12 protein-coding genes are annotated in these 13026 nt (G+C 69.5%); 5 read left to right on the forward strand and 7 right to left on the reverse strand.

From position 1 onward, the window contains the following. Positions 1-139: 139 nt before the first annotated feature. From MQN93_RS02470 to MQN93_RS02490, 5 genes are read left to right on the forward strand one after another with little or no spacing between them, the layout of a single operon-like run. A complete protein-coding gene (locus tag MQN93_RS02470; RefSeq protein WP_242708089.1) occupies positions 140-940 on the forward strand; it encodes an ABC transporter ATP-binding protein in 801 nt (266 codons plus the stop codon). Continuing rightward, entirely contained in the window at positions 937-1740 is an 804-nt protein-coding gene (locus MQN93_RS02475; protein WP_242708503.1) for an ABC transporter ATP-binding protein, read from the forward strand. The genes MQN93_RS02470 and MQN93_RS02475 overlap by 4 nt, the downstream gene beginning before the upstream one ends. Then, positions 1737-2627, forward strand: a complete 891-nt coding sequence (locus MQN93_RS02480; RefSeq protein ID WP_242708090.1) for a branched-chain amino acid ABC transporter permease — start codon at positions 1737-1739, stop codon at positions 2625-2627. The genes MQN93_RS02475 and MQN93_RS02480 overlap by 4 nt, the downstream gene beginning before the upstream one ends. A 1-nt stretch (position 2628) precedes the next feature. Further along, positions 2629-3756, forward strand: a complete 1128-nt coding sequence (locus MQN93_RS02485) for a branched-chain amino acid ABC transporter permease (RefSeq protein ID WP_372504271.1) — start codon at positions 2629-2631, stop codon at positions 3754-3756. After that, positions 3753-5012: an ABC transporter substrate-binding protein gene (locus MQN93_RS02490; protein WP_242708091.1), complete on the forward strand. Its 1260-nt coding sequence runs from the start codon at positions 3753-3755 to the stop codon at positions 5010-5012. Before MQN93_RS02485 ends, MQN93_RS02490 begins: the two co-directional genes overlap by 4 nt. Before the next feature lie 78 nt (positions 5013-5090). On the opposite strand, the gene pssA is transcribed toward MQN93_RS02490, so the two are convergent. The 7 genes from pssA to ccrA all read right to left on the reverse strand — a co-directional run bounded on the left by pssA (position 5091) and on the right by ccrA (position 12824). Then, entirely contained in the window at positions 5091-5912 is an 822-nt protein-coding gene (gene pssA, locus MQN93_RS02495; protein WP_242708505.1) for a CDP-diacylglycerol--serine O-phosphatidyltransferase, read from the reverse strand. 22 nt (positions 5913-5934) lie between these two features. Continuing rightward, complete coding sequence (locus MQN93_RS02500; protein ID WP_016431747.1) at positions 5935-6591, reverse strand: phosphatidylserine decarboxylase; 657 nt, start codon at positions 6589-6591, stop codon at positions 5935-5937. A gap of 170 nt (positions 6592-6761) precedes the next feature. Then, positions 6762-7967 (reverse strand): acyl-CoA dehydrogenase family protein, encoded by a 1206-nt coding sequence (locus tag MQN93_RS02505; RefSeq protein ID WP_016431746.1) that lies wholly within the window; start codon positions 7965-7967, stop codon positions 6762-6764. A 2-nt stretch (positions 7968-7969) separates the two neighbouring features. Then, positions 7970-8482, reverse strand: a complete 513-nt coding sequence (locus MQN93_RS02510; RefSeq protein ID WP_016431745.1) for a MaoC family dehydratase — start codon at positions 8480-8482, stop codon at positions 7970-7972. A gap of 5 nt (positions 8483-8487) precedes the next feature. Continuing rightward, on the reverse strand, positions 8488-9453 hold the full coding sequence (locus MQN93_RS02515; RefSeq protein ID WP_242708092.1) for an HpcH/HpaI aldolase/citrate lyase family protein: 966 nt from the start codon (positions 9451-9453) through the stop codon (positions 8488-8490). Further along, complete coding sequence (locus MQN93_RS02520) at positions 9450-11477, reverse strand: ethylmalonyl-CoA mutase (protein ID WP_242708093.1); 2028 nt, start codon at positions 11475-11477, stop codon at positions 9450-9452. Before MQN93_RS02520 ends, MQN93_RS02515 begins: the two co-directional genes overlap by 4 nt. A 9-nt stretch (positions 11478-11486) precedes the next feature. Then, positions 11487-12824, reverse strand: a complete 1338-nt coding sequence (gene ccrA, locus MQN93_RS02525) for a crotonyl-CoA carboxylase/reductase (protein WP_242708506.1) — start codon at positions 12822-12824, stop codon at positions 11487-11489. Positions 12825-13026 lie beyond the last annotated feature (202 nt).

Genomic DNA, 13026 nt, shown 5'->3' on the forward strand with positions numbered 1-13026 from the left:
TGACACGCGGTGTTGTGCACGCGCACAACGTCCGGCGGGGCCCGCTGGGCGTCGGCAGCGATTCGGCCGCATGGCGTGGACGCGCGCCTCCACCGGTGCTGGGGTGAGCGCCACACCGGGTGAGAGCGAAGGAGAGTCCATGGGCGGATCCGGGCTGGTCGTCAGCGACCTGTCGGTCGGATACGGACCCGTGCGAGCACTGCGACGGGTGTCACTCCAGGTGCCCGAAGGGGCTGTGGTGACGGTGCTCGGCGCGAACGGCGCGGGCAAGTCGACCCTGCTGCGGGCCATCAGCCGCACGCTGTCCTTCCACGGCGGCGCGGTCGTCGAGGGCACGGTGAGCCTGGCCGGCCGCCGCCTCGACACCCTGTCGCCCGACCGGGTGGTCGCCGCCGGAGTGTCCCAAGTGCCGGAGGGGCGGCAGGTGTTCGCCCGGATGACGGTCGCCGACAACCTGGCCGCGGGCGCACTCGGCAGCCCCCGGTCGCGGCGCGCGGCCGCCCTGCGCCGCGTCCACGAGCTCTTCCCGGTGCTCGCCGAACGCGCCCGGCAGCGCGCCGGTCTGCTCTCCGGCGGCGAGCAGCAGATGCTCGCGGTCGCCCGCGCCCTGATGGCCGCCCCGGCGCTGCTGCTCCTGGACGAACCGTCCCTGGGCCTGGCCCCGCTGATGGCCGAGCGGATCGCCGAGACCGTCAAGGAGATCAACGAGCAGGGCACCTCGGTCCTCCTCGTCGAGCAGAACGCCGCGCTCGCCCTGCGCCTGGCCGAGCGGGCGTACGTCCTGGAGGTCGGCGAGGTGACGCTGTCCGGGCCCGCCACGGAACTGGCCGCCTCCGACGAGGTGCGCCGCCGCTACCTGGGCGTGGTCGACGAGGACGCGGCAGCGGACGCGGCGAGAGCCGGCACAGGCACCCGGACGCTGACGCGGTGGCGGGGGTGAGCGGCGTGACCGCAAGCCCCAAGCCGGGCAGCACCACGGAGACCCTCGACGTACGCAATCTGACCGTCCGCTTCGCCGGGCTCACCGCACTCGACGACGTCGGCTTCACCGTCCGCCCCGGCACCGTGCACGCCCTCATCGGGCCGAACGGTGCCGGGAAATCCACCTGCTTCAACGTCCTGTCCGGTGTCTACCGGGCCACCGCGGGCAGCGTCCGGTTCGGCGGGCACGAGCTGACCCGGATGCCCGCGCACCGCATCGCCGGTCTCGGCGTCGCCCGCATCTTCCAGAACCTCGCGCTGCCGCCGCACGCCACCGTGGCCGACAGCCTGCTCCTCGGCCGGTACCGGCTGACCCGCACCGGCTTCCTGGCCGCCGGGCTGCGCCTGCCCTCGGCGGCGCGCGAGGAGCGGCTGCACCGGGCGCGCGTACGGGAGATCGCCGAGTTCGTCGGCATCGACGACTGCCTCGACGCGCCCGCAGGCTCCCTGCCCTACGGGCAGCAGAAGCTCGCCGAACTCGCCCGCGCCCTGTGCATGGAACCGCGCCTGCTGCTCCTCGACGAGCCGGTCGCGGGCATGACCGCCGACGAACGGCGCCGCACCGCGGCCGTCATCGCGGGCGTCCGGGACGGCCTCGGCATCTCGATCGTGCTGGTGGAACACGACATGGGGGTGGTGATGCGGCTCGCGGACGCGGTGACCGTCCTCGACTTCGGGCGCCGTATCGCCGACGGCTCTCCCGCCGACGTACAGAACGACCCGGAAGTCGTCCGCGCGTACCTGGGAGCGGGAGCATGAGCACCTTCGCCGAGATCCTCCTCAACGGTCTGTCCCTGGGCTCCGTCTACGCCCTCATCGCGCTCGGGTTCGTGGTGATCTTCCGGGCCACCGAGGTCGTCAACTTCGCGCACGCCTCGCTGCTGCTCGCGGGCGGCTACCTCACCGCCGTCCTCCACGACGACATCGGGTTCTGGCCCGCGCTCCTGGCCGGAATCGCGGGCGCGGCGCTGGTGGGCGCCGCCGTGGAGTTCCTGGTCATGCGGCGCTACCGGGGCAGTGACCACAGCGTCCTCGCCATCGTCACCATCGGCGTCGACATCCTGCTCACCACCGAACTGACGCGCCGTATCGGCACGGACGTCCTCACGCTCGGCGATCCCTGGGGCGACGCCGTCGTCACCGTCGGTTCGATCTCGCTGGCGCAGACACGGATCGCCGCGTTCGTCACCGCGGCCCTGCTCATCACCGCGTTCCTGCTGGTCTTCCGGTACACCTCGTGGGGCGTGGCGATGCGCGCCGCCGCGGAGAGCGCGGAGACGGCCGCGCTGATGGGCGTACGGCTGGGGCGGGTGTCGCTCGGCGCCTGGGCGGTGGCGGGCGGTCTCGCCGCCGTGGCCGCGCTGTTCCTCACGGTCTTCCCCACGCCGGGCCTGGAACGGGCCACCTCGCTGGCCGCGCTCAAGGCGTTCCCGGCGGCCATCCTCGGCGGGCTCGACTCCACGACGGGCGCCCTCGTCGGCGGCCTGCTGGTCGGCGTCACGGAGTCCCTGGCCACCGGATACCAGAGCGATCTGACGTTCCTGGGACGCGGTCTCGGCGACCTGGCGCCCTACCTCGTCATGGTCGCCGTCCTGCTCATCCGGCCCGCGGGGCTGTTCGGCACGAAGGAGCTCGCCCGTGTCTGAGGTGCTGCACCGTGACGAGGCGCGCGAGACGGCTCCCCGGCCGGGCCTGCGCTTGGTGCGGCTGGTCCGCCCGCGTGTGGGGGCGTGGGCCGTCGCCGTCGTCCTCCTCCTCGCGTTCCCGTTCTACCTGGACCGCTTCTGGCTGCAGGCCGGGCTGTTCGCGATGGCCGCCGCGATCGGCGCCATCGGCATCAACCTGCTCACCGGCGCGACGGGCCAGCTCTCGATGGGGCACGCCTTCTTTCTGGCCGTCGGCGCCTACGGCTACTGCGTCTTCGCCGCGGACGGCGGCGACGGCCTGACCGGGCTGGGCCTGCCGACCTGGCTCGCGGCGGTGCTCGCCGTGCTGGTCGCGGGCGTCGCGGGCGGGCTGTTCAGCCCCATCTCGGGCCGGCTCAGCGGCGCCTACCTGGGCATCGCCACCCTGGCCCTGGTCTTCATCGGCCAGCACGTGATGTTCAACGCCCACGACCTGACCGGGGGTGCCAACGGCCGTGACGTCCCCGCGCTGAACCTGTTCGGCCTCACCTTCGACGACCGTGAGGTCGTCGTCGCCGCCGTGCCGTTCGGCTCCGCCGAGAAGCTCTGGTACGCCGGTCTCGTCCTGCTCGTCGCCTGCGCCCTGTTCGCCCGCGGGGTGCTGCGCGGCCGCCCCGGCCGGGCCATGAACGCCATCCGCGACCACCGCATCGCGGCCGGCGTGATCGGGGTCCCGGTGGCCCGCCACCGCGCCGCCGTCTTCGTGCTGTCGTCGATGTACGCGGGCCTCGCGGGCGTCCTGCTCGCCCTGGTCTTCCAGCGGACGGTGCCCGACTACTTCGGCATCACGCTGTCCCTGGAGTACCTCGCCATGATCGTCATCGGCGGACTCGGCTCGGTCTCCGGAGCGGTGGCCGGGGCCGTCTTCGTCTCCCTGCTGCCGCAGCTGCTGACCCGCTACAGCGACGCGCTGCCCCTGGTCTCCGCGCCGGGCACGGGCGGAATCGCCCCGGGCGAGGCGTCCCGGTACCTCTACGGCGCCGCCGTCGTGCTGGTGGTGCTGTTCCTGCCGGGCGGCCTGGCCGGGGTGGCCGCACGGCGTCGTGCCAGAAACCGTTCAGCACAGACCCACCCAGGGGAGGAACGATGAACAGGACGTTGGCGGCCAGGGCCGCTGCGGGTGTGCTCGCCGCCGCGCTCGTACTGGCCGGATGCAGCTCCAAGGCCAAGGACGACGGTGACAAGGCGGCCGAGGGCGGGATGAAGACCGGGGAGGGCATCTCCGGCAAGACGATCACGCTCGGCGCGCTCACCGACATGACCGGCGTCTACGCGACCCTCGGCAAGAGCGTCACGCAGGCGCAGCAGCTGTATGTGAAACAGCTGAACGCCGCCGGGGGCGTCTGCGGCTACAAGGTCGAGCTGACCATCCGCGACCACAGCTACGACCCGCAGAAGGCGGTGTCGGCGTACACCGAACTGGAGCCGAAGGTGCTGGGCTTCGTCCAGTTCATCGGCTCGCCGTTCGTCGCCGCCGTCAAGCAGCGCATCGACGGCCAGGACAAGGGCCTGGTCCTGCCGCAGGCCTGGTCGGCGACGCTGCTCGGCAGCCCGTACATCCGCGTCATCGGATCCACCTACGACCTGGAGACGATCAACGCCGTCGACTTCCTCATGCAGGAGAAGGGCATCAAGAAGGGCGACAAGATCGGCCATGTGTACTTCGAGGGCGACTACGGCGAGAACGCGCTCACCGGCTCCGAGCACATCGCCAAGGAGGCCGGTCTGACCGTGGTGCAGCAGAAGATCAAGGCGACCGACAACGACATGACGGCCCAGGTGACCGCCCTGAAGAAGGCCGGGGTCAAGGCGATCGTCCTCAGTGCGGGCCCCCGCCAGGCGGTCTCGCTCGTCGGCGTCGCCGCGGCGAGCGGCTTCAATGTGCCCATCATCGGCAACAACTCCGCCTTCGCACCCCAGCTCCTCGCCACCGAGGCGGGCCCGGCCCTGATGAAGAACTACTACGTGGCCTCGCCCTCGCTGCCGATCGGCGCGGACACCCCGAAGGCCAAGAAGCTCGTCGCCGACTACAAGGCGGCCTACCCCAAGGACTCCCTCGACAACGGCATCGTCGCCGGCTGGACCGCCGCGTCGGCCTTCGGCGAGGCCCTGAAGAAGGCCTGCGCGAGCAAGGACCTCACCCGTGAGGGCGTCGACAAGGCCCTGCTGTCGCTCGACGCCTACGACATCGGCTTCGGCGTCACCCAGGACTTCAGCGACCCCGCCGCCGCCTCCTCCCGCGAGAGCGTGATCCTGCAGCCCGACAAGAGCGTCACGGGCGGCATGAAGGTCGTACGCGAGGCAGGCGCCTCGAAGGTGGCCCAGGCGTACACCCCGGCGAGCTGAGCCGCCCGGAGGGACAAACGCCCGAGGGGGCCCGGACCGTTCCTGGTCCGGGCCCCCTCGGGCGTGTCGCGACGGCGGCTACGGCAGCTGGGCCGCGCGCGCCTCACGACGGTTGTCGCGGAAGTTGTTCACCCGGCGGGCCGTGGCGAACAGCGGGATGACCGCGCCCGTGACCAGCTGCAGCGCGCAGCCCGTCTGGAGCAGCAGCTGACCGCTCGGGGCGTCGAAGGCCCAGGCGGCCAGCAGCCCCATGGACACGACGATCCAGGACAGCATCGCGACCGCGAGACGGCCCCGCGGCTTCGGGTACTCGACCCGGCTCACCATCAGCCAGGCGGTGCCCAGGATCGCCAGCAGCGTCGCCACGAAGGGCAGCTCGAGCAGCACGATCGAGACCACCGTCAGCGCGCCGAACGGCGAGGGCATGCCCTGGAACATGCCGTTGGGCACCGTCACGCACGAGAAGCGCGCCAGCCGCAGCACCACGGCGAGGAGCACCACGATCGCCCCCACCGCCGCCACCCGCTGATGCGCGTCGTCCGCGACCATGCCGTAGACGAGGACGAAGTACGCGGGCGCCAGGCCGAAGCTGATCAGGTCCGAGAGGTTGTCCAGCTCGGCGCCCATGGGCGAGGAGCGGAGCTTGCGCGCCACCAGGCCGTCGAACAGGTCGAAGACCGCCGCGCAGAGCATCAGGATCACCGCGGTGGCCGCGCTGTGGCGGGCCATCCCGGACGCGTCCTGGCTGCCGGTGAGGTGCGGGATCAGGATGCCGGTGGTGGTGAAGTACACGGCCATGAAGCCGCAGGTGGCGTTGCCGAGGGTGAGGGTGTCCGCTATCGAGAGGCGGAGAGAGAGCGGCATCTCCTCCTCGTCGTCGACCTCGTCGGCGTCGGGCACCCAGCCCGCCTGGGTCTCTGGATCAATCACGGTCAATGCGAGTCACCCCAGCCACCGTCTTCTGACCGACCTCGACCGCGACCTCCACGCCCTCGGGCAGGTAGATGTCGACGCGCGAGCCGAAGCGGATCAGACCGATGCGGTCGCCCTGCTCGACCTTCGTGCCCTGCGGAATGTAGGGCACGATGCGGCGGGCCACCGCGCCGGCGATCTGGATCATCTCGATGTCGCCGAGTTCGGTGTCGAAGTGCCAGACTACGCGCTCGTTGTTCTCGCTCTCCTTGTTGAACGCCGGAACGAACCCGCCGGGGATGTGCTCGACCGACGTCACCGTGCCGGACAGCGGCGCGCGGTTGACGTGGACGTTGAGCGGGCTCATGAAGATCGCGACGCGGGTGCGGCCGTCCTTCCACGGCATGATGCTCTGCACCACACCGTCGGCGGGGGAGATCACCCGGCCCCGGGTGATCTCGCGCTCGGGGTCGCGGAAGAACCACAGCATGCCCGCCGCGAGCGCGGTGGCGGGCACGGCCACGGCCCTGGCGACGCCGGAGCGGCGCGCACGGGCGAGGCTGAGGGCTGCGGTGGCGACGGTCGGGAGAAGCCACGGCGATGCTCCGCGCGCGAGGCGTACGCCGGCCCGGCTGTCGCTTGGTGCAGAGGTTTGGCTGTGGGGCATGGATGACCTTCGTAGCGGATGATGCCGCGCAGTAACGGGGGACGGCGGCTTTCCGGGGATCGTACCGGTCGCGGACCACAACTGGGCAAGCCAGGAAGCCGAGTCGGCGGCCGAAGAGGGATGACGGGGTGTGACCTTCTTCTCCAAGAAAACACCCCGTATCCGGACATCTAGCCCTGGAACCGATACTCTTCGAGCAGCCTGCGACCGATGATCATTTTCTGGATTTCGGCGGTACCTTCGCCGATCAGCAGCATCGGGGCCTCGCGGTAGAGACGCTCGATCTCGTACTCCTTGGAGAAGCCGTAGCCGCCGTGGATCCGGAAGGCGTCCTCCACGACCTCCTTGCAGTACTCGGAGGCGAGGTACTTCGCCATCCCGGCTTCAAGGTCGTTTCGTTCTCCGGAGTCCTTTTTGCGTGCCGCGTTCACCATCATCGCATGGGCGGCCTCGACCTTGGTGGCCATCTCGGCGAGCTTGAACTGAATGGCCTGGTGCTGGGCGATCGCCTTGCCGAAAGTGTGCCGTTGCTGGGCGTACTGGACGCCGAGTTCGAAGGCACGCTGAGCGACGCCGCAGCCACGCGCCGCCACGTTCACGCGACCGACCTCGACGCCGTCCATCATTTGGTAAAAACCTCGGCCGGTGGTGCCGCCGAGCACCCGATCGGCCGGAACGCGCAGGCCGTCCATGATCAGCTCGGTGGTGTCGACACCCTTGTAGCCCATCTTGTCGATCTTCCCGGGGATGGTGAGGCCGGGCCGGACCTCTCCGAAGCCGGGCTCCTTCTCGACGAGGAAGGTCGTCATCGACTTGTGGGGCGCCGTCCCCTCGGGGTGTCCTTCGTCACTTCGCACGAGTACGGCGACCAGAGACGACGTTCCGCCGTTCGTCAGCCACATCTTCTGGCCGTTGAGGACGTACTCGTCGCCGTCCTTGACCGCCTTGGAGGTGATGGCCGAGACGTCCGAGCCGAGGCCCGGCTCCGACATGGAGAAGGCGCCCCGGATGTCGCCGGCCGCCATGCGCGGCAGGAAGTGGTCCTTCTGCTCCTGCGTGCCGTGCTGCTTGAGCATGTACGCCACGATGAAGTGGGTGTTGATGATGCCGGAGACCGACATCCAGCCGCGGGCGATCTCCTCGACGCACAGGGCGTAGGTGAGGAGCGACTCGCCCAGACCCCCGTACTCCTCCGGGATCATCAGGCCGAACAGGCCGAGCTCCTTGAGGCCGTCGACGATCGCTTGCGGGTACTCGTCGCGGTGCTCCAGCTCGGTGGCGACCGGGATGATCTCCTTGTCCACGAAGTCGCGGACGGTGGAGAGGATCTCCTGCTGGATGTCGGTGAGACCGGCGGTCTGGGCGAGTCGCGCCATGGCTACTTCTCCTGCTCCTTGAGCTCGGGGCGGCCCGGCTGCTCGCCGCCGCGCTCCTTGATGTACGTCTCGGTCGGCACCATCACCTTGCGGCGGAAGACGCAGACCAGCGTGCCGTCCTGCTTGTAGCCCTTGGTCTCGACGTGGACGATGCCGCGGTCGTTCTTGGACTTCGAGGGCCACTTGTCGAGCACGGTCGTCTGGCCGTAGATCGTGTCGCCGTGGAAGGTCGGCGCCACGTGCTTGAGCGACTCGATCTCCAGGTTGGCGATCGCCTTGCCGGAGATGTCCGGCACGGACATGCCGAGCAGCAGGGAGTAGATGTAGTTCCCGACGACGACGTTCTTGCCGAAGTCCGTCGTCTTCTCCGCATAGTTCGTGTCCATGTGGAGCGGGTGGTGGTTCATGGTGAGGAGACAGAACAGGTGGTCGTCGTACTCCGTGACCGTCTTTCCCGGCCAGTGCTTGTACGTCGCCCCGACCTCGAACTCCTCGTAGGTGCGTCCGAACTGCATGACCGTCAGGCCTCCGGGATCTCGAACTTCGACGTGCGCTGCATGCCGGCGGCCCGGCCCTTGCCCGAGATGACCAGGGCCATCTTGCGGCTGGCCTCGTCGATCATCTCGTCGCCGAGCATCGCGGAGCCCTTCTTGCCGCCCGCCTCGGACGTGTAGTAGTCGTACGCGTCCAGGATCAGCTCGGCGTGGTCGTAGTCCTCCTGCGACGGCGAGAAGATCTCGTTGGACGCCTCGACCTGGCCCGGGTGCAGCACCCACTTGCCGTCGAAGCCGAGCGCGGCGGCGCGGCTTGCGACCTCGCGGTAGCCGTCGATGTTGCGGATCTGCAGGTAGGGGCCGTCGATGGCCTGGAGGTTGTTGGCGCGGGCGGCCATCAGGATCTTCATCAGGATGTAGTGGTAGGCGTCCGCCGGGTAGCCGGGCGGCTGCTCGCCCACGACGAGCGACTTCATGTTGATGGACGCCATGAAGTCGGCCGGGCCGAAGATGATCGTCTCGACGCGCTGGGAGGCCGTCGCGATCTCGTTGACGTTGTTGAGGCCCTGGGCGTTCTCGATCTGCGCCTCGATGCCGATCTTGCCGACCTCGAAGCCCATCGTCTTCTCGATCTGCGTCAGCAGCAGGTCCAGCGCGACGATCTGCTCGGCCGTCTGCACCTTCGGCAGCATGATGCAGTCGAGGTCCTGGCCCGCGCCCTCGACGACCGTGACGACGTCGCGGTACGTCCACTCGGTCGTCCAGTCGTTGACGCGCACGACCCTCGTCTTGCCGGTCCAGTCACCCTCGTTGAGGAACTTGACGATGGTGTGCCGTGCCTCGGGCTTGGCCAGCGGCGCGCACGCGTCCTCCAGGTCGAGGAAGACCTGGTCGGCGGGGAGGCCCTGCGCCTTCTCCAGGAAGCGGGGGTTGCTTCCCGGGACCGCGAGGCAGGAGCGTCGCGGACGCAGACGGTTGACAGGCGTGGTCATGCGGGGACCTCCAGGGGGTCGAGCTTGTTCGCTTTCCGGATCTCGTCGACGATGCGGCCGATGATGCCGGTGATGTCGAAGTCCTTCGGGGTGAAGACGGCGGCCACTCCGGCGGCCCTGAGCTGCTCGGCGTCACCATTGGGGATGATGCCACCGGCGATCACGGGTATATCTGTGGCACCGGCCACACGCAGCCGCTCCAGCACGTCCGGCACCAGCTGGGCGTGCGAGCCGGAGAGGATGGACAGGCCGACCGCGTGCACGTCCTCCGCGAGGGCCGCGTCCACGATCTGCTCCGGGGTGAGCCGGATGCCCTGGTAGACGACCTCGAAGCCGGCGTCGCGCGCGCGGACCGCGATCTGCTCGGCGCCGTTGGAGTGGCCGTCCAGACCGGGCTTGCCGACCAGGAAGCGGAGCTTGCCGACGCCCAGGTCCTTGGCGGTGAGCTCGACCGTGCGCCGCACCCGCCCCATCGCCGAGCCCTCCTCGGCGGTGACCGCCACCGGCGCCGAGGAGACACCGGTCGGCGCGCGGAACTCGCCGAACACCTCGCGCAGGGCCCCGGCCCACTCGCCGGTCGTGACCCCGGCGCGGGCGCACTCCAGCGTGGCCTCCATGAGGTTGTCGGTGCCCTTCGCGGCCTCCTTCAGCCGCTCCAGCGCCTTGCAGGGGCGCGGGTGGTTGAAGGGCGGCTGGTAGCGGGTGTCGCGCCAGTTCTGCAGCGATGCGATGACGCGGGCCTCGACAGCTGGATCGACCGTCTGGATGGCTGTATCGAGATCGGCCGTCAATGGATTGGGCTCGGTCGTCTCGAAGATGTTGACGCCCACGATCTTCTCTTGACCGGACTCAATACGGGCCCTGCGCTCGGCGTGCGAGGAGACGAGCTGCGACTTCAGGTAGCCGGACTCGACGGCGGCCATCGCGCCACCCATCTCCTGGATCCGTTCGATCTCCGCGAGCGAGTCCTCGACCAGGGCGGCGACCTTCTTCTCGATGACGTGCGAGCCCTCGAAGATGTCGTCGTACTCCAGCAGGTCGCTCTCGTGCGCCAGCACCTGCTGGATGCGCAGCGACCACTGCTGGTCCCACGGCCGCGGCAGGCCCAGCGCCTCGTTCCAGGCGGGGAGTTGGACGGCACGCGCGCGTGCGTCCTTGGAGAGGGTCACGGCCAGCATCTCCAGGACGATCCGCTGGACGTTGTTCTCCGGCTGCGCCTCCGTCAGACCCAGGGAGTTGACCTGGACGCCGTAGCGGAAGCGGCGCTGCTTGGCGTTCTCGATGCCGTAGCGCTCGCGGGTGACCCGGTCCCAGATGCGGCCGAACGCCCGCATCTTGCACATCTCCTCGACGAAGCGCACACCGGCGTTGACGAAGAAGGAGATGCGGGCGACGACGTCGCCGAACTTCTCCTGCGGCACCTGACCGGAGTCGCGGACGGCGTCCAGGACCGCGATCGCCGTGGACATCGCGTACGCGATCTCCTGCACCGGCGTGGCGCCCGCCTCCTGCAGGTGGTAGCTGCAGATGTTGATCGGGTTCCACTTCGGGATGTGGGAGACCGTGTACGCGATCATGTCCGTCGTCAGGCGGAGCGACGGTCCCGGCGGGAAGACGTGCGTGCCCCGCGACAGGTACTCCTTGACGATGTCGTTCTGGGTCGTGCCCTGGAGCCTGGTGATGTCCGCGCCCTGCTCCTCGGCGACGACCTGGTAGAGCGCCAGCAGCCACATGGCGGTGGCGTTGATCGTCATCGAGGTGTTCATCTGCTCCAGGGGGATGTCCTGGAACAGCCGCCGCATGTCACCGAGATGGGCCACCGGCACGCCGACGCGGCCGACCTCGCCGCGGGCGAGGATGTGGTCGGAGTCGTAGCCGGTCTGCGTAGGGAGATCGAACGCGACCGACAGACCGGTCTGGCCCTTGGCGAGGTTGCGCCGGTACAGCTCGTTGGACGCCTCGGCCGTGGAGTGACCGGCATACGTGCGCATGAGCCACGGCCGGTCCTTCTGACGCTCAGTCATGTACGCCTCTCAGATGTTCCGGAAGCGGTTGATGGCGTCGAGGTGCTTGGCGCGCATCTCCTCGTCGCGCACGCCGAGACCTTCCTCGGGGGCCAGGCACAGCACGCCGACCTTGCCCTGGTGGAGGTTGCGGTGCACGTCGTAGGCCGCCTGGCCGGTCTCCTCGAGGGAGTAGACCTTGGACAGCGTCGGGTGGATCTTGCCCTTCGCGACGAGCCGGTTGGCCTCCCAGGCCTCGCGGTAGTTGGCGAAGTGCGAGCCGATGATTCGCTTCAGCGACATCCACAGGTAGCGGTTGTCGTACTCGTGGTGGTAGCCCGAGGTCGAGGCGCAGGTGACGATCGTGCCGCCCTTGCGCGTGACGTACACGGAGGCGCCGAAGGTCTCGCGGCCCGGGTGCTCGAAGACGATGTCGACGTCCTCGCCGCCGGTGAGCTCGCGGATGCGCTTGCCGAAGCGCTTCCACTCCTTGGGGTCCTGGGTGTGCTCGTCCCTCCAGAACCGGTAGCCCTCGGCGTTGCGGTCGATGATCGCCTCGGCGCCCATGGCGCGGCAGATCTCCGCCTTCTGCGGGCTGGAGACGACGCAGATCGGGTTGGCGCCACCGGCCAGCGCGAACTGCGTGGCGTACGAGCCCAGTCCGCCGCTCGCCCCCCAGATCAGCACGTTGTCGCCCTGCTTCATGCCGGCGCCGTTGCGGGAGACCAGCTGGCGGTAGGCGGTGGAGTTGACGAGGCCCGGGGCGGCGGCCTCCTCCCAGCTGAGGTGGCCGGGCTTGGGCATCAGCTGGTTGGACTTGACGAGCGCGACCTCGGCGAGGCCGCCGAAGTTGGTCTCGAAGCCCCAGATGCGCTGCTCGGGGTCGAGCATCGTGTCGTTGTGGCCGTCGCTGGACTCCAGCTCGACCGAGAGGCAGTGCGCGACGACCTCCTCACCGGGCTTCCAGGCGTTCACGCCCGGGCCGGTGCGCAGGACGACGCCCGCGAGGTCGGAGCCGATGATGTGGTACGGCAGGTCGTGGCGCCGGGTCAGCTCGGAGAGACGGCCGTAGCGCTCCAGGAAGCCGAAGGTGGACATCGGCTCGAAGATCGAGGTCCACACCGAGTTGTAGTTGACACTCGATGCCATGACGGCCACCAGCGCCTCGCCCGGGCCCAGTTCGGGCACCGCCACCTCGTCGAGGTGGAGGGACTTGCGCGGGTCCTTGTCGCGGGTCTGGAGGCCCGCGAACATCTCCGTCTCGTCCTTGTGCACGGTGATCGCGCGATACGACTCGGGGAGCGGCAGAGCTGCGAAGTCGGCCGGCGTCGAGTCCGGCGACTGGATCGCGTCCAGGATGTCCTTCACGGTCACGGTGTTGCCTCCGGCGATACGCGCCCCTCGGGGAGGGGCGCTGAGGGTTACGTCGGTGCTGCTGAGGGTTTTCGAAGGTGCCGTCGGTTCGGCCCGGTGGTGCTGCGGCAGCGCTTTGTGGCGCGGGAGGTTGCCTGTGACGCAGGCGTCCGGGCGCGCAGGCCATGAGCTTGCGGGGACAGCCGGCGTACGGAAG

It is taken from the genome of Streptomyces spinosisporus, assembly GCF_022698145.1.
In the GTDB taxonomy this organism is placed as follows: domain Bacteria; phylum Actinomycetota; class Actinomycetes; order Streptomycetales; family Streptomycetaceae; genus Streptomyces; species Streptomyces spinosisporus.

Excerpts from the sequence above, each read along its gene's own strand:
- MQN93_RS02470 (WP_242708089.1), top strand. The coding sequence starts at position 140 with ATGGGCGGATCCGGGCTGGTCGTCAGCGACCTGTCGGTCGGATACGGA.
- MQN93_RS02480 (WP_242708090.1), top strand. The coding sequence starts at position 1,737 with ATGAGCACCTTCGCCGAGATCCTCCTCAACGGTCTGTCCCTGGGCTCC.
- MQN93_RS02490 (WP_242708091.1), top strand. The coding sequence starts at position 3,753 with ATGAACAGGACGTTGGCGGCCAGGGCCGCTGCGGGTGTGCTCGCCGCC.
- MQN93_RS02500 (WP_016431747.1), bottom strand. The coding sequence starts at position 6,591 with ATGCCCCACAGCCAAACCTCTGCACCAAGCGACAGCCGGGCCGGCGTA.
- MQN93_RS02505 (WP_016431746.1), bottom strand. The coding sequence starts at position 7,967 with ATGGCGCGACTCGCCCAGACCGCCGGTCTCACCGACATCCAGCAGGAG.
- MQN93_RS02510 (WP_016431745.1), bottom strand. The coding sequence starts at position 8,482 with ATGCAGTTCGGACGCACCTACGAGGAGTTCGAGGTCGGGGCGACGTAC.
- MQN93_RS02515 (WP_242708092.1), bottom strand. The coding sequence starts at position 9,453 with ATGACCACGCCTGTCAACCGTCTGCGTCCGCGACGCTCCTGCCTCGCG.
- MQN93_RS02520 (WP_242708093.1), bottom strand. The coding sequence starts at position 11,477 with ATGACTGAGCGTCAGAAGGACCGGCCGTGGCTCATGCGCACGTATGCC.